A 16092-nucleotide genomic window follows, 5' to 3' on the forward strand; every position below is an offset into this window, starting at 1 on the left:
ACCTTATTGTGGTAAGCGTTCCCAAACTAAAGAAGACCTAATTTTTCTTCGAATTCGGTGCGGTTATCCATTGGTGTGAAATCGAATGTTTCATTGAGAAATATCCTTTTCACCAGGCGAGTTCCGCGCATTTACCGTCACTTCCCTGTAGTTCCACCTGGACGGTGGCATGCCCCAGTTCGAAATCCTCGGCCAGCAAGGTTTGGGTGGCCGCGAGCACGGTAGTGGGATCGGCGTCACTGACCGCGGTGACGTGAACGGAAGCAACTTCCATCCCCGAGGTGAGTGTCCAGACGTGCAGATCGTGTGCGTCGAGGACTCCCGGGAGTGCGTTGATCTTCTCGATGATCGAGGTGACGTCGATGCGATCGGGAGCCTGCTGGAGCAAGATGCGGACGGCATGGCGGCCCAGGTTGAAGGCACGTGGCAAGACGAAAAGTCCGATGGCGACGCCGATGACGGGGTCGGCGTAGCGCCAACCGAACGCGAGCGTGACCAAGCCGCTGACCAGGACGCCGATGGATCCGACCATGTCTGCCATGACCTCGAGGTAGGCGCCGCGGATGTTGATGCTTTCCTTCGCACCGCTGCGGAGCATCAGGAAGGCGATGACGTTCATCGCCAAACCGACGACGGCGACTATCGCGACGGGCAGGCCGGGGACTTCGGGCGGATCCGAGAAGCGGCTGGCCGCCTCGTAGAGCACCCACCCGGCGACTGCGAAGAGCAGGATCGCATTGGCCAGTGCCGCAAACACTTCCGTGCGATACATGCCGAAAGTGCGGTCGGGGCGCCGAGCCGCACGCTGTGCGACGAGGATTGCGGCGAGCGCCATGAAGATGCCGAAGATGTCGGTGAAAACATGCGCCGAGTCCGAGAGCAGTGCCAGCGACGAGGTGAAGAGGCCGACCGTCACCTGCAGCACGAACGTCACCAACCCGAGGCCGGCGGCGATCCACAGTTTGTTGACATGCTTGCCGCTGTTGCTGGTCGCAGCTTCGGCGGGGGAGATTCCGTGCCCGTGTCCGTGTGACATCGAAGGTCCTTTCGTCGACGTCAGCCTAGACACATATGCATATATGCGCAATAGTGCATGTCTTAAAAACTATGCAACATAGTTGTAAGGTTGCGGCGTAGACCTTCATTTGCCATCGACGCGAGGACCGAGAAGTGGGAAGACATCGAAAATCCGAGCCGATCAGACCCGGCGGGCGCATGGCTGCGGTTTCCGTGGCGACGGGCGCAATCCTCGCGTCTGGCACATCGATCGGGCACGCGTCGCCGCCGCCGGTTGCAGTCGAGGATGCATCTGCGGTGTCGGTGCCGGAGATTCTCGACCTTGTCCGGACGACGGATCTTGCCGGGATAGCCGAACAACTCGGTAAGACGAGACAACTCGAACCCGAGCGGGCGGTGTTCGAGGCCGAAAAGCCACAGGTGATGGCCCCCGTCAGCGGGACGATGACGTCCAACTTCGGTCCACGCTGGGGAACTACCCACTACGGTCTCGACATCGCGAACGCGATCGGTACGCCCATCGTTTCGGCGACCGACGGTGTCGTGCTCGAATCCGGACCCGCCGCGGGGTTCGGGCTCTGGGTCCGCATCCAGCAGGACGACGGGACCGTCGGCGTCTACGGACATATCAACGAGGCGCTCGTGGTCGCCGGTCAGAAGGTGCGGGCGGGTGAACTGATCGCGACCGTCGGCAATCGTGGACAATCGACGGGACCACACCTGCACTACGAGGTGTGGCAATCTGACGGGCAGAAGACTGATCCGCTCGCGTATCTGAATTCCCGGGGCGTGTCGTTCGGGGAGAAGACCGCGGGCGACTGAAGTTCTGTCACGACGCGATGGAGGAGCAATGCAGGGGCTGGGCGGACTCGAAGCCGAGGTCATGGATGTGCTCTGGCAGTCCGACGACGCGCTCTCGGTCAAGGATCTGGTCGAGATCTTGGGTGAGCGCCGACAACTCGCGTACACCACCATCCTGACCGTCGTGACTCATCTCTACGACAAGGGGTGGGTGAGTCGTGAGAAGAAGAGTCGCGCCTACTTCTATCGGCCGAGTCGCAGTCGTGAAGAAGCCACGTCCAGGGCTTTGCGCGAATTGTTGGACAGCAGCTCCGATTCCGCTGCCGTGCTGCTGCACTTCGCCAAGACCATGACGGACGCCGAGAACGAGGCCCTTCGCCGGGGTCTTTCCGGGGAAGGTGCGCAATGACATTGGCGTTGCCGATGCTTCTCGGTGCGGTGTTCGTGGGATTCCTGGTTCCGAGAGTGTTGCGAGCGGTCTCCTCGGCGTTGTCGCCGACAGTGCTTCTCGCGGCGTGGCTCGGCAGTATGGCGTCGGCGCTGTATCTCGCTCTCTCCGCGGTCTTGGTCCTGGTGTGGCCGAGCCACGCGCCGGTCGAGGGTCTGGTCGACGGTATCGCTCTGTGTTTCAGCGCCTTCGCGCACGGCACGAGTGCATGGGTGAGTGAACTGATCACCGGCACAGCCGTTGCTGTGGTGGGTGTGATCGCCGTTCGGATCGTGCTCGCCGGTCGCAAGCAGGCACGTGAGCACGCGCGGGTCCGGGATTTCCATCGTGATGTTCTCTCGATCGTCGCGCGCCGCGACAACTCGGAGTCCGACGTGTTGTGGTTGGATCATCCGCTGCCGATGGCCTACAGTGTCGCCGGAAAGCCGGGATTCGTCGTTGCGACGCAAGGCTTGTCATCCGCTCTTACCGGGGGCGAGCGTGACGCGGTCCTCGCGCACGAGCGTGCGCACCTGAGCGGCGGTCATCACCGAATCGTCGGTGCGTGTGAAGTCTTGGCCGCTGTTCTGCCACGCGTGCCGTTGTTCGCGGCGGCGCCCGCTGCCGTCGGTGCGATCGTGGAACTGTCGGCCGACCGGCACGCTGCCCGCGTCACCAGTCCGGCTGCAGTGCGTTCCGCCCTTGCCGTGGTGTCGAAATCGCCGCTTCCTCAGCCGGACTGGAGTTTGGGCGATCGCGGCGGTGCGACCGCGGTGCGATTGCGTTCCCTCGACAACGGCGAGGTGGCGTCGCCCCGGCGACTGACCTGCGCCGTGGCGGCGTGTGTGCCGGCCGCTGTCACGACGGCCGTTGCCGCAGCCGTGACGGTGGCCGTCTCCGCGGGTATCTGCGCTGTTCTGACCTGATCATTCTCCCAAAGCCGAGTCGATCTGGGCTTTCAGATCTTCGTAGGTCGGCATCTGGTCCAGCTTCACGTCATTCAGAAAGAGGGTCGGCGTGCCCTGGACGCCGAGGCGTCGACCTTCCTCGAAGTCGCGCTCGACCCGCTCGCGGACTCCGCGGCTGCTGAGGTCGGATTCGAATCGGGTCATGTCCAGGCCGAGATCTTGTGCGTAGGAGCGGAACAGCGCCTCCTGCGATTCGGCGGATTCACCCCACTGCGACTGAGTCTCGTACATCCGTTGATACATCTCGACGAACTTGCCCTGGCGAGATGCGGATTCGACGACCTGCGCCGCGAGAGCGCTGTTGGTGTGACTCGGAATCGGAAAGTATCTGATGCCGAAGGTGATTCGATCCTCGTACTCGGCTCTGATTCGCTCCATCGTCGGGTACAGCGCGCGGCAGGCTTCGCATTCGAAGTCGAGGAACTCGACAAGATTCACCTTGCCGTCGGCGGCCGAGGTCAACCGGTACGCGTCGTCGGTGAGGACGGCGGTGGATTGTGCCGCCCGATCGGTGCTCTCGTTGTCCGCCCTGATCGGATCGATGGTGATGAACGTGATCAGTGCTACCGCGAACACCGCGATCAGGGCGGCGGATATCTTCATACTTCTGGACACTGCTGTGCACCTGGACCTTCCGTCGAATTCCTAAATACTATCCAACATAGTAGTTAGGTGTAGAGTCGACGGTACCCGCATGGAGACGAAGGAGGGCCCGCTGGTGAAGCGTTCGTGAATGACACGCCGCCGCCGTCGATCGGGCAGATGCTGGAGTGGGATACTTCGGCCCTCCCGCTTCTTCCTGTGCTGGGAGTTGTTCTTGCACTCTGGTATTGGATCGGGGCTCAGCGAGTTCGCGCGAGTGGGCGACCATGGCCGTGGCATCGGACAGCGTGTTTCCTGGGTGGATGCCTGCTGCTGATCGCGGTAACCGGACTGAAGGTCGAGAGCTACGGCTACGAACTCTTCAGCGTCTGGATGTTCCAACACCTGACGCTCTCGATGGCGATCCCGCCGCTCTGGGTACTGGGCTCGCCGGGACTGCTGCTACTGCGTTCGACGCCGCACCGAGGGATAGGGAGAGGCGTTCTTGCGCTTGCCCTCTCGGCATTGCGTAGCCCGCCGGCGCGGTGGATGCTGCACCCCGGGTTCACGATCCCGGTATTTCTGTTCAGTTACTACGGGATCTACCTGTCGCCGATCTTCGACACCGTCTCGGCGTTACCGGCCGGACACGTCTCGCTCGAGATCTTCTTTCTCGCCAGCGGTCTGCTCTTCATCATGCCGGTGCTCGCCACCGGCCCACTGCCGGTGCGACAGAGCTACCTCGGCCGGTGTTTCGACCTGTTCGTGGAGATGCCGCTGCACGTGTTCATCGGCGTCGTACTCATGATGGCGACAAAGCCGCTGCTGACCACGTTCGTGGATCCGCCTCCGGAGTGGGGCGTGGACGTGATGCAGGACCAGCAGTTGGCCGGAGCCCTCGCGTGGTCGTACGGTGAGCCCGTCGCGCTGGTGGTGGTCGTGATCTTCGCGATGCGCTGGAACCGCGACGACAAACGGATGAATGCCGCCTTGGACCGTCGCGCCGAGATCGACGGCGACAGTGATCTGGAGGCGTACAACAATTTCCTCAGATCACTGAGCGCCGTCGAGCGGCCAGAGACTCGGTAGCCCGGTGGTCCTCAGACGCCGACGCCACCGGCGGGCGTCGGCGCCATTGCGTCGGCAGCGGCCGGGGTGTTCATCTCGCGTGCGACAAACGTTTCGAGGTGGAAGAGGTTGTCGCCGGCGCGGTCGACGATGGTGAGAAGTGTTGTCATGCTTGCAACTTCCTCGACCTGCTCCTTGAGGAACCACTGCATGAACTGCTCACCCAGGTAGTCGCCGGTATCGCGCGCGGTGCGCGCCAACTGCGTGATCTGCTCGGTGACCGTCTTCTCCTGCTCGAGCGCCAGTTCGACCGGGGCCCGGACACTGTCGAACTTCGTCACGACGTCGTCGATGCCGGGCACGTCCACGTCGAGGTCGTTGTCGAGCAGGTACTGGATCATCATCATCGCGTGACCGCGCTCCTCGGTGGCCTGGCTGTAGAAGCGCGCGGCCATCTGCGGAAGATCGTGAGCATCGAAGTACACCGCTACCGCGATGTACTGCTGTGATGCAGTGAACTCGTTACGGATCTGCTGACGCAGCAGAGTGGTGAATTCGCTCGAGTTCTTCGCCTGTGTCATCCCAACAGGTTACTGGGTCGTCGCCGCTGAGCGGGAGCTACTTCTTGTCGAGCTGATCGATGATGAAGCCGAGAGTTTCCGGTCGGTACCCGTAGACGAACGAGTCCGTTTCGCCGACGTACCAGTCGCCGCACTGGAACGAGCTGCTCTTCTCGACCCCCGCCGGCCACCACTGTGCGGACAGCGACGCCGGACGAGCTTCGACAGCAGGTAGTGCTGTGCAGACGTTGTGATCTATCTCTGCGATGTTCGCAGTCATGCGCAGGATACGTTCGTTGCCGGTGGTGCGGATGACCTCGTCGATACCCATCGCGCCGGCGGGAACCCAACTCGGCAGTGTGTCGATTCCGTTGGATGTCCGTGCAAAAGAGAAGGTTTCGGTCTTCTTGTACGCCTTGGAATCGTCGAACTTGTCGAAGGTTCCGGAGCAGGACGTTGCCAGTAGTGCCGCTCCGGCCGAGGCGGCGATGACGGCGACAGTGCGGAATCGGCGGTGCGCTTTATTCATACCTTCACGGTATTTTTCGGCCGCCGCTTTCGCGTCCTGCCGGAAAGCGATTTGTTCGCTCGGCCCGTCCTCCCGGGGTACTACCGAGACTTAGGGCGATCACCCGGTGGTGATCAGATCCTGCGGAATCTGCTGATCGTCGGCCAGGGCGTCGAAGAACTGCGAAGCGCGCGCCTTGTCCCACAACAACACGTTGCCCGACCCGTCCACGTCCTCGAAACCGGCGACCGGAACCGTCGTGGTGGTCATCCCGCCGCGAAGCGCCCAGGCGAGTGAGGCCAGATTCCAGATGTGATCGCCCTCGTCGACCTGCAGGGACTTGGCGGTATCGGAGACGAGCGGCCACAACCGGAACGGATTGAGGAATGTACTCGGACTTGTCGCCTTCGACAGCAACGCCGACATGAACTGGCGCTGGTTGTTCATGCGGTCGAGGTCGGCGAGTGCCGTCGCGCGAGTTCGCACGAACCCGAGTGCGTCCGAACCCTTCAGGTCCTGGCATCCGGCGGGGAGGTTGATCCCGGCCAGCGGATCGTCGATCGGCTGTGCGAGGCACACGTTGACGCCACCGACGGCGTCGACGATGCCGGCGAACCCGCTGAATCCGATCTCGGCGTAGTGGTCGATGCGAAGTCCCGTTGCTTCCTCGACGGTCTGCACCAACAAGGGGGCACCACCGAAAGCGAAGGCGGCGTTGATCTTGTCGGAGCCGTAGCCGGGAATCGGAACGTACGAGTCGCGGGGGATGCTGACCATGGTCGTCTTCCCACTCTTGGGGACGTGGACCAGGATGATCGTGTCAGTGCGCTTGGGGCCGGTGTCACCGCCCGTCGCGAGAGCTTGCTCCTGCTCGGGGGTGAGCCCCTCCCGACTGTCGGAGCCGACGATCAACCAGTTCGTGCCCGGAGTATCGGCGACGCGTCCCGCGTAGTCGGGCAGCGCGTCGATTCGATTGAGCGAACTGTCGACGTAATAGACCGCACCGGCCAGTGCGAGCAGCAAGACCAACAGCGTGATGCCGATACGTTTACCCCAGTTACGACGCTTACGCGGGCGTCGCTGCTTCGGGGGTTCAGACGGGCGCGGCGGGGCATTCGGCGGGGTTCGGCGCGGCGGCGCGGGTGCGTACTTGGCCTGGCGCTGCGGATCCCGACGGCGGGGGTCGTCCTGGAACGGCTGCGGGCGTTGGGTCGGTGCCCAGTCCTCACGCCTGGGTTGCTGCGGCGCTTGTGGTGGGACCTGTGACCAGGCCTGATTGGCCGGATTCTGCTGCGGTGGACGTCCGTCGCGGCGAATGACCGTCGGCCCTTCCGGCGGCATCGGTGGACGTCGCTGCGGGGGTGGGCCCTGGCGGGGTGGATTCTGGCGGGGCGGGTTCTGCCTCGGCGGCATCGGTCCACGCGGAGGTGGCCCTGGCGGCTGGCGCCGCGGAGGGCGCTGAGGATATTCGGAGTCGCCGGTCACCAGTTCACGGTACCGGTCACGGCAGCCAGGAGACGTGATCGCGCAGGAGGGCGTAACCGATGAACGCCACCATGTCGATGAGCGCGTGGGCGATGATCAGCGGCCACAGCTTGCCGGTGCGCTGCCAGTATCGACCGAACACGAGCCCCATGATCACGTTTCCGACACCGCCACCGAAGCCCTGATAGAGGTGATAACTGCCCCGCAGAAGTGACGACGCGAGCAGTGACTTGTTCTCGCTCCAGCCGAGTGTCCGGAGGCGAGTGATCAGGTAGGCGACAACCAGTACCTCTTCGGCGCCGGAGTTCGCGATCGCGGACAGTACGAGGATCGGAACCCGCCACCAGTGGTCGTCGAGCGCGCTGGCCTGGACGGTGAGATTGACGCTGAGCGCCTGAGCGACGAGGTAGAACAGCAGACCGGGGAGACCGATCACGGCAGCCAAGCCGAATCCCGGAGCTATGTCGCGCCCGAATCGAGGTTTGGGAGTCAAGCCCGCGGCACGTGGACCGATCCCCGAGCGCCACAGTAGATAGAGTCCCAGCGCTGCCCACGCGAGAAGCTTTGCGACGCCCAGTAATTGGCGCGCCAGGTCGATCCAGTCGATGGCGGCCCGCGACGGGTTGAGCGCAACAGTCTGATCCGAGAGCGCAACCGGCGTCGCCAAGGATTCGGCGAGCGAGAGGATTCCGGACAATCCGCTGAGCCCGAAGGTGACCAGCAGAACGATGGTGATCTCGATCCGAATTCCGCGTCTGGCGGCGGGATCGAGTTCCGGGCCGGTTCGAACGGGAGACGGCGGCCGTAACCAGGTGCGGACGGTTTCGCGGGCATTCACCCGCGCAACGCTAGCCGTTTGCAGCGCCTCCCGATCGGAGGCCGTTGAGGAAAGGGCACCCGACCAGCATGCGGATGGCGCGGCTCAGCGCGGGAGCGTCGTCGACGGGGTTGGCGAACGGCATCCACACGTCGCGGTCACCGGTGTGATCCTCGACCCGCAGGCGCAGTCCGTAGCGGTCGATGCCGAGTGGGCGAACGCGTCCGGTGCGCATGTACGGGGGAAGTTTGCGCACGAGCAGGTCCACGAGATCGCGGTGGTCTTCGTCGAGATGCTGCAGCCACGCCGTCTCCATTTCCCAGAAGGGATCGGGGCTGGCGTTCAGCAGTTCGTCCACGGCGACAGGTTCTGCCCCCGTCGAGTCGGCGACGACGGCCGAGGCCAGGCTCAGGCGAAGGAGAACCGAGGTGTGGCCGATGTCGAGGAGACCCGGGTGGGGGTGCTCGGATGCGACGTCGTCGGCGAGGACACGCGCCTCGTAGTCGGGCACGGCGTGCAACGAGCCGCGAAGCCACACGAGGGAGCGCACGGGCTCACGCAGTCGCAGTGGTGCGTGATCGGTGATCTCGAGGACGGCAGGCAAGCCGCCGCCACCCGAGTTCCAGGCCAGGGCCGCAGCTGCGGAGGCATGTGGGACTGCAACGACGACGTCACCGTTCGAACGCAGGTGATGCACCGACGTGGCGGTGGGATCACTGCCTTCGATGGCGAGAACTGCGTCCTGTGCGCGCACACAGGCGCTGCGGACGCGTTCAGCGGTGGACGGGCCGGTGCTGGTCTTCGTTGCCATGCTGCCCCCTTGGCGGGTGTTCTCTCGAACTCCATCGGATGATGAGGTAACCCTAACCTAAGGTGCTTCGGTGTGAATCGCAAGACTTTTGCGCAACTCGCGTGGAATCCGTCGACTTCGCCGGGGTTACGGTCTATCTGTGGCCATTCCTCTCTCACTCGGGCTGCCCGCCCCGAGAAACTCGCGCGGACTCCTCGAAGCACTCTTTCTCCCGGTCGTGCCGGCGTCCGCCCTGATCGGTGCCGAAGCGGCCGGCCGGGTTGTCGTCCGCCTCGATATCGATCCGGAAGAACTGCGCGCGGACACGGATGCGTCGTACGAGGCCGTCCGTTTCGACGTCGACGTCACCACCGACCAGATCGACGACGCGATCGCGCTACGTCTGCCCGCTCCGCTCGCGGTGTACGTCGACGGCGGCGAAGAGGATCTGACGCCGGCCGAAGCGGCGCTGCGCCTGTGTGAAGGTGGGCGGATCCCCGGACTCGCCGCCGGTCGTACGCCCACCGAAGTGGCTGATTTCCTCGCGGTACTCGCGCACGAGTCCGTCGGTTTCGTAGCCCGCGCGGCTGACGGCGACGAGGTGATCGCTCTGCTGTGTGGCACCGTCGCTGCACTGCGCGGCGACGACGTGCGCGCTGCGATGGTCGATCCGAAGCCGGAAAAACTTGCCGCCCTGATCCCCGAAGCCGCGTCGGCCATGCGCGAGGTGCTGCTCACGATCGAGGTCGCGGATCTGCCGGCGGTGGAAACGGCCTTGCGTGCCGCGGGTTTGCAGTGACCGGCGTGGGTCGGTGCGTAATCTTTTAGGCGTGCCAAGAATCGCGTATTTCGGTCCGTCGGGAACGTTCACGGAGATAGCTCTCGCCCAGTTGGAGGCTGAGGGCGCGTTCGGCGAAACCGTCGAGCGAGTACCGGCAGGCAGTCCGCCGGCGACTCTCGACATGGTTCGGGACGGCTCCGTGGACGGGGCCGTGGTTCCCTTCGAGAACTCGGTGGAAGGCGGCGTCGCTCCGACGCTCGATTCACTGGCTCTCGGTTCGCCCCTGCAGATCGTTGCCGAAACCGACCTGGACGTGAGCTTCTCGATTCTGGTTCGGGCCGGGACCACCGCCGATCAGGTCCGCACGATCGGGGCCTATCCGCACGCGGGTGCGCAGGTCCGCGGCTGGATTTCCGAGAACCTGCCCCAGGCCGAGGTGGTGTTGGCCTCGTCCAACGCCGGTGCAGCGCTGGATGTGCAGGCCGGAACCGTCGACGCCGGTGTGTCCACGGCATTGGCAGGTCAGATGCTCGGACTCGACAGCCTGGCGGACAACGTCGCAGACGTGGGCGGCGCCCGCACACGTTTCGTGCTGGTCACCAAGCCGGCCCCGGTTCCGGCACGGACCGGTGCCGATCGCACCGCGTTGGTGCTTCACCTGGACAACGCTCCCGGCTCCCTGGTGCGCGCACTCTCCGAATTCGCCGCTCGCGGTATCGATCTGACTCGGATCGAATCACGTCCGATGCGAACGGAATTGGGCACCTACCGGTTCTTCGTGGACTGCGTCGGGCACGTCGAGGACTCGCTGGTGGCCGAGGCGATGCGCGCGCTGCATCGTAAATCCGGAGTCCGCTTCCTGGGGTCGTGGGCGACAGCGAATTCGACCGGGCCACAACCTCCTTCGGACGAAGAAGCGATTCGGTGGATCGACGAACTCAAGCGTGGAGGGGGAGAACGATGACCGGAAGGCTCATCCTCGTTCGGCACGGTCAGACGGAGGCGAATGTCGCCAAACGCCTCGACACCGCCCTACCCGGAGCAAAGCTCACGCCGGAAGGGTTGGCGCAGGCCGAGACGTTGGGCATCGGCCTTGCTTCGGCGCCGCCGCTGGCACTCGTATCGTCCTTGGCATTGCGCGCCCGGGAGACAGCAGGTTTCGTGGAGCAAGCCGCCGGCGTATCCCTGGACGTGCGGGACGGATTGCACGAGGTCCAGGCCGGTGACCTCGAGGATCGCACCGACGAGGCCGCGCACCGATTGTTCATGGAGACGTTCCATCACTGGCACACCGGCAACCTCGGCGCCCGCATTCCCGGCGGTGAAACGGGATACGACGTCCTGGAACGGTACGTCCCCGTCGTCAATGCGTTGCGCGAAGAATTTCTCGAAGGCTCACGCGACGGCGGCGACATCGTCGTGGTGAGTCATGGTGCCGCGATCCGTCTTGTCGCCGCCCAACTTGCCGGTGTCCCCGGTCTGTTCGCCGCCAACAACCACTTGGCCAACACCGAGACCGTCGAACTGTTGCCTTCGGTCGACGGCGGTTGGGAGTGCCTGCGTTGGGGAACCGTCAACCCGCCGTTCGAGCACCGGCTCATCCCCGGTGCCGACGACGTGATGGGCTGACGGCCGGCTTCACCACCAGCCGGTCTGGACGCTCAGTTGGCGCCCGAGTTCAGCGGACAGCGTGCTCACGTAGCTGGCTGTCAGGTGGTGGGAATCGTGATACACCAACACATTTCCCTCCACGACCCGGCACAGTTCCGGCCCGCACACGCCGTCGCTGAGGTCGAGTAGACGGACGTTGGTCAGATCGGCAATTGCCGACGGCGCCGGATTGACGTCGCTGAGCATTTCGGACCGTGGCATCGCGCAGTGATCGGGTGACGTGGTTGTCGCCAGACAGTCGATCGCGCGATAGGCGACGCCGTCGTGGTGCAGCCAGGGGGTATCGCGGATGGCGAGTACGTCGATACCGTCGCGCCCCAGTTCCTGCCACACGTGCACGTACGACTCGGGCGTCACGTCGCCAGGGCCGTCGGAACTCGGCCTGGTTGCCGTCGTGAACACGAAATCGGGTGAGGCGTCGGCCAACTCGGTCAGCACGCCACGGGACCAGTCGACGCAATCCGGATAGTCGTTGTCCGACAACGTCTGCATGGAGTCGACAGTGAGCGGGCAGCCCATCTTCAGATACGTGTCGACGCGGAACCCGTGGCTTTTGCCGAGTTCGTCGAGCGCGGTGAGCCAGTGCTCGGAGTGCGAACCACCCGCGAGAGCGATTGTTCTGTCCGCGTCGGTGTCGCCGTAGGTGCAGTGGACGACGTCCCGCTCGAGAAAATCGGCGATACAGCCGTCGAGCGTGCTGGCCGGAAGGTCCAGCGGCGCATCGAAGATCGAGGGAACCATCGACGCCTTGGGCACCTCGGCACCGTCGGTGAGCGCGAGTGCGCCGGGATGGGTCGAGAGGTCGAGGGTATCGACCGCTCGATGGCCCGTCGTCTGACTGCTCGCGTACGACTGCCAGGCAACCGAAGCGGCGAGGACCACGGCAGCAGTGACGACGCAAGCCAGGACGGTGTACCGGCGCGAGCGGCCTCCACGTTCCACCGGAACCTCGATTAGGCGTCGGAGCGCAAGCGCCCCGGCGACGGAGAGAGCGATGATCAGTGCCCCGCCGAGCGGGCCGGCTTCGGGGCGTCCGGTGATCACGAGTGCAAACACCAGAATCGGCCAGTGAATCAGGTACAGCGCGAACGCGAACGAGCCGAGCCACGTCAGGGCAGGATGGGCAAGCGTCTTCGATGTCCAGGGTGTGTCGTCGCCGACTCCGGACAGGATCAGCGCAAGAGTGGCCAGCACCGGTACCAGCGCCCACGGGCCGGGGAACTGCTGGGCGCCGTCGAGCACTATGCCGCACAACAGGATCGACGAAAGACCCGCCCAGCCGATCGTCGCTCTGACCGAGAACGGCAGGGATGCGATCTGCCGACTGCGCGTGCTGGTCATCAGAACGGCCAGCAGACCACCGAGGGCCAATTCCCACAACCTGGCGCCGGAGTCGTAGTACGCCCAGGCTTGGTGACGCGAAGATTTGGCGAGCGCGTAGAGGAAAGATCCTGCAGCAAGAACGACGAGGGTGACCGCGAGCGAGGGTCGGAAGTAGCTCGGATTCACGCGTGAAGCCAGGTAGGCGATCACCGAGACGAGCGCGATGGCCAGGAGATAGAACTGACCTTGCACCGCCATTGACCAGAGATGCTGCAGGGGAGTGACCGAACCGTCGGCGGCCAGGTAATCGCTTGCGGTGCTGGCAAGCTGCCAGTTCTGGAAGAAACCGAGCACCGCGATCAGTTGATCACCCAGATCGGCCCAGCGTGTGCGTGGCAGCAGCAACGCGGTCCCCAGTGCGGTCAAAATGCTGACCACCGCGATCAGGGGGAACAGCCGCAGAAATACCCGCCGCAGTGCCGGTAGCGGATTCAGTGGACCCCCGGCTTCGGCGCGACGAACCAATGAGCCGACGAAGAAGTATCCGGACAGAACCAGGAAGACGTCCACCCCGCCCGATACCCGTCCGAACCACACATGGAACACGACCACCAAACCGATGGCGAGGCCACGCAGTCCGTTCAGGTCTTGTCGGTGCGGTGTTGCTGCCCGCTCTTCAGCCGGCCGGTCGATAGTGGCGACCGAGCCTTGTTCGCCCGGTGACGACGGTTGACGCGAGAACTGCATGCTGAAGAAAGGCTCCGGGCGTTGAAGGGACGCCCCGAGGTTACCTGGAAGGCTCCCGAGTAGATTCCTCGAGTTCGGTTACCAGTGCATTCACGGCTTGTCGCAGGCGATGGGGTGTTCCGGAACTGATGGACGTCCATTCGGTGCCGTCGGCAGCCCGAGTGGTCGAACCTACGAGTCGGCCGGCCAACGTGTCGTACACAGTCACTGCGCCGGTCATGAGCGTCGTCGCTCCCAAACTGTGTGGTATTCCGACCAATTCGACGAAGGTGGTACAGGTGACGATGGCACTACCCAGTTGGCGCGCGTCGTCTTCGGGTATCCCGGCGTTGATCAAGGCCGAGGTCACGCTGTCTGCATCCGGGGCGGCACCGAATGCCAGGCTGAGCATCTCGGTCGGTGCGTTGATCACGGCAATCGGCATTGCTTCGGTGCTGCCGAGCGCGGTGACAACGGGTGACGCCGGTTCGGCGGTGACACTCCGTAACGCTAACGAAGATTCGTTTGAAGTTGCTTCGACACAAAGGAATTCGCCCTGCGCGACGCAGAGGCGTGAAATTCTTCCACCGGCATGCCGACGCAGAGCCAACTCCCACTTGGGGTGGGTCAGGACGCGCAGGCGGGCACTGAGTTCGTGATGGATCTCCCCGCCGGGGAGGAGATCGCGCTCGGAGAGCGAATCTGCCGCGGACTGCATCGCCGTACGGTGAGCGCTCGCACTGCCGTGAACCGTCGCGCCACCGAGAACCACGGGAAGCGCATCGAGCCCGAGTCGCTCACGTACATAATCGATTTCGTTCTGTGACAGGGCGACGACAGGCAAATTCCACCCATCAGGTGAGGTGCCGAGGTCCACCATCAACGCTCTGCAGTTTCGAGTGCGCCACCGATCACGGACGGGATGACTGTTCGGCCGTCGGCGAAGTGCTCGAAGTGCTTCAGGTAATCGGGTGTGTCGTGCTCGGTCTCGTCTTCAGGCTGGACCGTATGACGGCCGCCGGCGATCGGCGCAGATCCGCCAGCGGTTCGGGCCGGATCCACCTTGACGGTATCCGCGGTGCCCTGAACCGGCGAGGTCACGGGGTTCTGGCGTGCGGCGCTCTGGCCGGTAGAGGGATCAGGAAGAGCATGCCGACCTGTGCTGCTGCTCGACGACGAGCCCGCGATTGCTCCGGCTCCGGTAGCCGCGGAAGCTGCGCTGACCTGTGCCGGTGCCCGACTTGCCGACGGGGTGCCGAACAGCGATGGTGTGGAAGCACCGAGTCTCGCGCCGCCGAGGCCTGCGCCGCCCAGTCCGGTGAGCCCTGCTCCGGCCGTCGCGAGGGCTGAGGTGGCAGTGGTGGCGCTCGTGACGGCGGCGGCCGTGGCATTGACAGCGGCCGACGCTCCACCGGAGATGGCACCGGCCTGTGAGGCAGCGGCGGCAAATGCCGGGTTGGACACTACGGATGCGACAGCAGCGGTTGCGGCGCGCACGGGATCTGCGACTGCGTCAGCGAGCGTTGATGCCGTTTGCACGACGGACTGTTGTGCGGCGCGCCCTGGGCTTTCGGCCGAAGCGGATGCCCCAGCTGTGGGTTCCGCGATGGACGGTGGTGAGTCGAAGTTCTGCTGCACGGCCAGATGGGCCGTTGCGGCGTCGTACGTTTCCATCGTGACCGCCGCTCGAATCTTGAGAGCTTCTTCGGCAGCCTCGGCGGCAGCGGCACCGCCGACCAGGGCACCGCCGACGGAGTACGCGGCGACCTTGGCTGCTTGAACTGCCGCGATCTCCGCCAAGGACGGCATGGCCAGGGTCGCGACGGTGTAGGAACCGGACTGCACTTGGGCTTTACCTGCGGTTTCTCCCGCGAGCAGCGCGGCAGCGGCAGCCCATTCCTGGAACGGTGCGAACTTGCTCAGTGCGGCATCCGCGGCTTCGCCTGACCACCCGGTGCGAAGGTCCGCCATCACGCGAGAGATGGACGCTGCGGTGTCGGTCAGTCCGGACGAAACCGTGGACCAGGCCCCGGCCGCCACGCCGAGAGGGACCGGCCCGGCCCCGGCGACCAGTGCTGCGGAGTTGGGTGCTGCGCCCCGTGGATACCAGATGACGCCGGTGATGCCGACCATTGTTCTTCCCCCCAGGAAGTGTGACTGTTGTGTCGCGCTCGAAGGTGTCGCGTTCGATTTCTGTCGATCAGATCGGTGCGGCGGCCAGGCTGGTCTTTGTGAGCTGGTCTTCGAGTTCGTAGGCAGCTGCATTCTTGCGCAGAGCGGCCGCAGCAGCGGTGAGCTCCTCGATTGCCCGATCGGTGGACGAGGCAAGGCTGCCCGAGATGGTGTTGAAATAATTGGCCGCGCTACCGGACACTTCTTCGGATCCCGCTGGGAGAACTCGTAGCGTCGGCTGCGCAGTAGAGACGATTCCGCGCAATCGCGTCGCCGCAGACTCGAGTTCCATTGCGGCGGCGACTAGGGCTTGAGGGTCGACGTACATAGTGCCGAACTCCTTCCTGACCAGGGCGGATAAGTGGTCGGGAGGTCGTGCACACAGCCGTCGAAATC

General features: G+C 64.4%; 18 protein-coding genes. 7 read left to right on the forward strand and 11 right to left on the reverse strand.

What is annotated here, in order from left to right:
• Window positions 1-109 precede the first annotated feature (109 nt).
• Entirely contained in the window at window positions 110-1036 is a 927-nt protein-coding gene (locus tag I7X09_RS14000; protein WP_095969455.1) for a cation diffusion facilitator family transporter, read from the reverse strand.
• 179 nt (window positions 1037-1215) lie between these two features.
• Between I7X09_RS14000 and I7X09_RS14005 the strand changes: the two genes are divergently transcribed.
• Genes I7X09_RS14005 through I7X09_RS14015 form a run of 3 tightly spaced genes read left to right on the forward strand, consistent with a single transcriptional unit; the run spans window position 1216 to window position 3171 of the window.
• Entirely contained in the window at window positions 1216-1839 is a 624-nt protein-coding gene (locus I7X09_RS14005; RefSeq protein WP_200317379.1) for a M23 family metallopeptidase, read from the forward strand.
• A gap of 28 nt (window positions 1840-1867) precedes the next feature.
• Complete coding sequence (locus tag I7X09_RS14010) at window positions 1868-2227, forward strand: BlaI/MecI/CopY family transcriptional regulator (RefSeq protein WP_019746375.1); 360 nt, start codon at window positions 1868-1870, stop codon at window positions 2225-2227.
• Window positions 2224-3171, forward strand: a complete 948-nt coding sequence (locus tag I7X09_RS14015; RefSeq protein WP_095969457.1) for a M56 family metallopeptidase — start codon at window positions 2224-2226, stop codon at window positions 3169-3171. The genes I7X09_RS14010 and I7X09_RS14015 overlap by 4 nt, the downstream gene beginning before the upstream one ends.
• On the opposite strand, the gene I7X09_RS14020 is transcribed toward I7X09_RS14015, so the two are convergent.
• Window positions 3172-3828, reverse strand: coding sequence for a DsbA family protein (locus I7X09_RS14020; RefSeq protein WP_419183455.1), 657 nt, complete (start codon window positions 3826-3828; stop codon window positions 3172-3174).
• 114 nt (window positions 3829-3942) lie between these two features.
• Between I7X09_RS14020 and I7X09_RS14025 the strand changes: the two genes are divergently transcribed.
• A complete protein-coding gene (locus I7X09_RS14025) occupies window positions 3943-4884 on the forward strand; it encodes a cytochrome c oxidase assembly protein (RefSeq protein WP_200317381.1) in 942 nt (313 codons plus the stop codon).
• A gap of 11 nt (window positions 4885-4895) precedes the next feature.
• Here the strand turns inward: I7X09_RS14025 and I7X09_RS14030 are convergent, their stop codons facing one another.
• The 5 genes from I7X09_RS14030 to I7X09_RS14050 all read right to left on the reverse strand — a co-directional run bounded on the left by I7X09_RS14030 (window position 4896) and on the right by I7X09_RS14050 (window position 9044).
• A complete protein-coding gene (locus tag I7X09_RS14030; RefSeq protein WP_095969459.1) occupies window positions 4896-5444 on the reverse strand; it encodes a ferritin in 549 nt (182 codons plus the stop codon).
• Between the two features lie 37 nt (window positions 5445-5481).
• Window positions 5482-5952: a hypothetical protein gene (locus I7X09_RS14035; protein ID WP_200317383.1), complete on the reverse strand. Its 471-nt coding sequence runs from the start codon at window positions 5950-5952 to the stop codon at window positions 5482-5484.
• A 99-nt stretch (window positions 5953-6051) separates the two neighbouring features.
• Window positions 6052-7272, reverse strand: coding sequence for an LCP family protein (locus I7X09_RS14040; RefSeq protein WP_200317385.1), 1221 nt, complete (start codon window positions 7270-7272; stop codon window positions 6052-6054).
• Window positions 7273-7432: 160 nt separating this feature from the next.
• A complete protein-coding gene (locus I7X09_RS14045; RefSeq protein WP_095969462.1) occupies window positions 7433-8254 on the reverse strand; it encodes a CPBP family intramembrane glutamic endopeptidase in 822 nt (273 codons plus the stop codon).
• Window positions 8255-8264: 10 nt separating this feature from the next.
• Window positions 8265-9044, reverse strand: a complete 780-nt coding sequence (locus I7X09_RS14050; protein WP_070796761.1) for a DUF2470 domain-containing protein — start codon at window positions 9042-9044, stop codon at window positions 8265-8267.
• A 139-nt stretch (window positions 9045-9183) separates the two neighbouring features.
• Between I7X09_RS14050 and I7X09_RS14055 the strand changes: the two genes are divergently transcribed.
• The 3 genes from I7X09_RS14055 to I7X09_RS14065 are packed head-to-tail and all read left to right on the forward strand — an operon-like array spanning window position 9184 to window position 11433.
• Window positions 9184-9822 carry a hypothetical protein gene (locus I7X09_RS14055; protein WP_124566870.1) on the forward strand — a complete coding sequence of 213 codons (639 nt, stop codon included), beginning with the start codon at window positions 9184-9186 and terminating at the stop codon, window positions 9820-9822.
• Between the two features lie 31 nt (window positions 9823-9853).
• Complete coding sequence (pheA, locus tag I7X09_RS14060) at window positions 9854-10768, forward strand: prephenate dehydratase (protein ID WP_200317387.1); 915 nt, start codon at window positions 9854-9856, stop codon at window positions 10766-10768.
• The gene (locus I7X09_RS14065) at window positions 10765-11433 is read left to right on the forward strand and encodes a histidine phosphatase family protein (protein ID WP_200317388.1); all 669 of its coding nucleotides are present in this window, start codon (window positions 10765-10767) and stop codon (window positions 11431-11433) included. Before pheA ends, I7X09_RS14065 begins: the two co-directional genes overlap by 4 nt.
• Before the next feature lie 9 nt (window positions 11434-11442).
• Here I7X09_RS14065 and I7X09_RS14070 read toward each other — a convergent pair whose 3' ends face one another.
• From I7X09_RS14070 to I7X09_RS14085, 4 genes are all read right to left on the reverse strand, one after another.
• A complete protein-coding gene (locus tag I7X09_RS14070) occupies window positions 11443-13545 on the reverse strand; it encodes an acyltransferase family protein (RefSeq protein ID WP_200317389.1) in 2103 nt (700 codons plus the stop codon).
• Between the two features lie 40 nt (window positions 13546-13585).
• Window positions 13586-14404 (reverse strand): ESX secretion-associated protein EspG, encoded by an 819-nt coding sequence (locus I7X09_RS14075; RefSeq protein WP_200317390.1) that lies wholly within the window; start codon window positions 14402-14404, stop codon window positions 13586-13588.
• On the reverse strand, window positions 14404-15657 hold the full coding sequence (locus I7X09_RS14080) for a PPE domain-containing protein (protein WP_200317393.1): 1254 nt from the start codon (window positions 15655-15657) through the stop codon (window positions 14404-14406). The genes I7X09_RS14075 and I7X09_RS14080 overlap by 1 nt, the downstream gene beginning before the upstream one ends.
• A gap of 67 nt (window positions 15658-15724) precedes the next feature.
• Window positions 15725-16024, reverse strand: coding sequence for a PE family protein (locus tag I7X09_RS14085; protein ID WP_095969468.1), 300 nt, complete (start codon window positions 16022-16024; stop codon window positions 15725-15727).
• Between the last annotated feature and the right edge of the window lie 68 nt (window positions 16025-16092).

The organism is Rhodococcus sp. P-2, from assembly GCF_016598535.1.
In the GTDB taxonomy this organism is placed as follows: domain Bacteria; phylum Actinomycetota; class Actinomycetes; order Mycobacteriales; family Mycobacteriaceae; genus Rhodococcus_F; species Rhodococcus_F baikonurensis.

Bases quoted from the DNA above. Each gene is read 5' to 3' on its own strand.
- I7X09_RS14050 (WP_070796761.1), bottom strand. From the start codon at position 9,044: ATGGCAACGAAGACCAGCACCGGCCCGTCCACCGCTGAACGCGTCCGC.
- I7X09_RS14005 (WP_200317379.1), top strand. From the start codon at position 1,216: ATGGCTGCGGTTTCCGTGGCGACGGGCGCAATCCTCGCGTCTGGCACA.
- I7X09_RS14065 (WP_200317388.1), top strand. From the start codon at position 10,765: ATGACCGGAAGGCTCATCCTCGTTCGGCACGGTCAGACGGAGGCGAAT.
- I7X09_RS14040 (WP_200317385.1), bottom strand. From the start codon at position 7,272: ATGCCGCCGGAAGGGCCGACGGTCATTCGCCGCGACGGACGTCCACCG.
- I7X09_RS14000 (WP_095969455.1), bottom strand. From the start codon at position 1,036: ATGTCACACGGACACGGGCACGGAATCTCCCCCGCCGAAGCTGCGACC.
- I7X09_RS14080 (WP_200317393.1), bottom strand. From the start codon at position 15,657: ATGGTCGGCATCACCGGCGTCATCTGGTATCCACGGGGCGCAGCACCC.
- I7X09_RS14035 (WP_200317383.1), bottom strand. From the start codon at position 5,952: ATGAATAAAGCGCACCGCCGATTCCGCACTGTCGCCGTCATCGCCGCC.
- I7X09_RS14075 (WP_200317390.1), bottom strand. From the start codon at position 14,404: ATGGTGGACCTCGGCACCTCACCTGATGGGTGGAATTTGCCTGTCGTC.
- I7X09_RS14085 (WP_095969468.1), bottom strand. From the start codon at position 16,024: ATGTACGTCGACCCTCAAGCCCTAGTCGCCGCCGCAATGGAACTCGAG.
- I7X09_RS14010 (WP_019746375.1), top strand. From the start codon at position 1,868: ATGCAGGGGCTGGGCGGACTCGAAGCCGAGGTCATGGATGTGCTCTGG.
- I7X09_RS14015 (WP_095969457.1), top strand. From the start codon at position 2,224: ATGACATTGGCGTTGCCGATGCTTCTCGGTGCGGTGTTCGTGGGATTC.
- I7X09_RS14070 (WP_200317389.1), bottom strand. From the start codon at position 13,545: ATGCAGTTCTCGCGTCAACCGTCGTCACCGGGCGAACAAGGCTCGGTC.
- I7X09_RS14030 (WP_095969459.1), bottom strand. From the start codon at position 5,444: ATGACACAGGCGAAGAACTCGAGCGAATTCACCACTCTGCTGCGTCAG.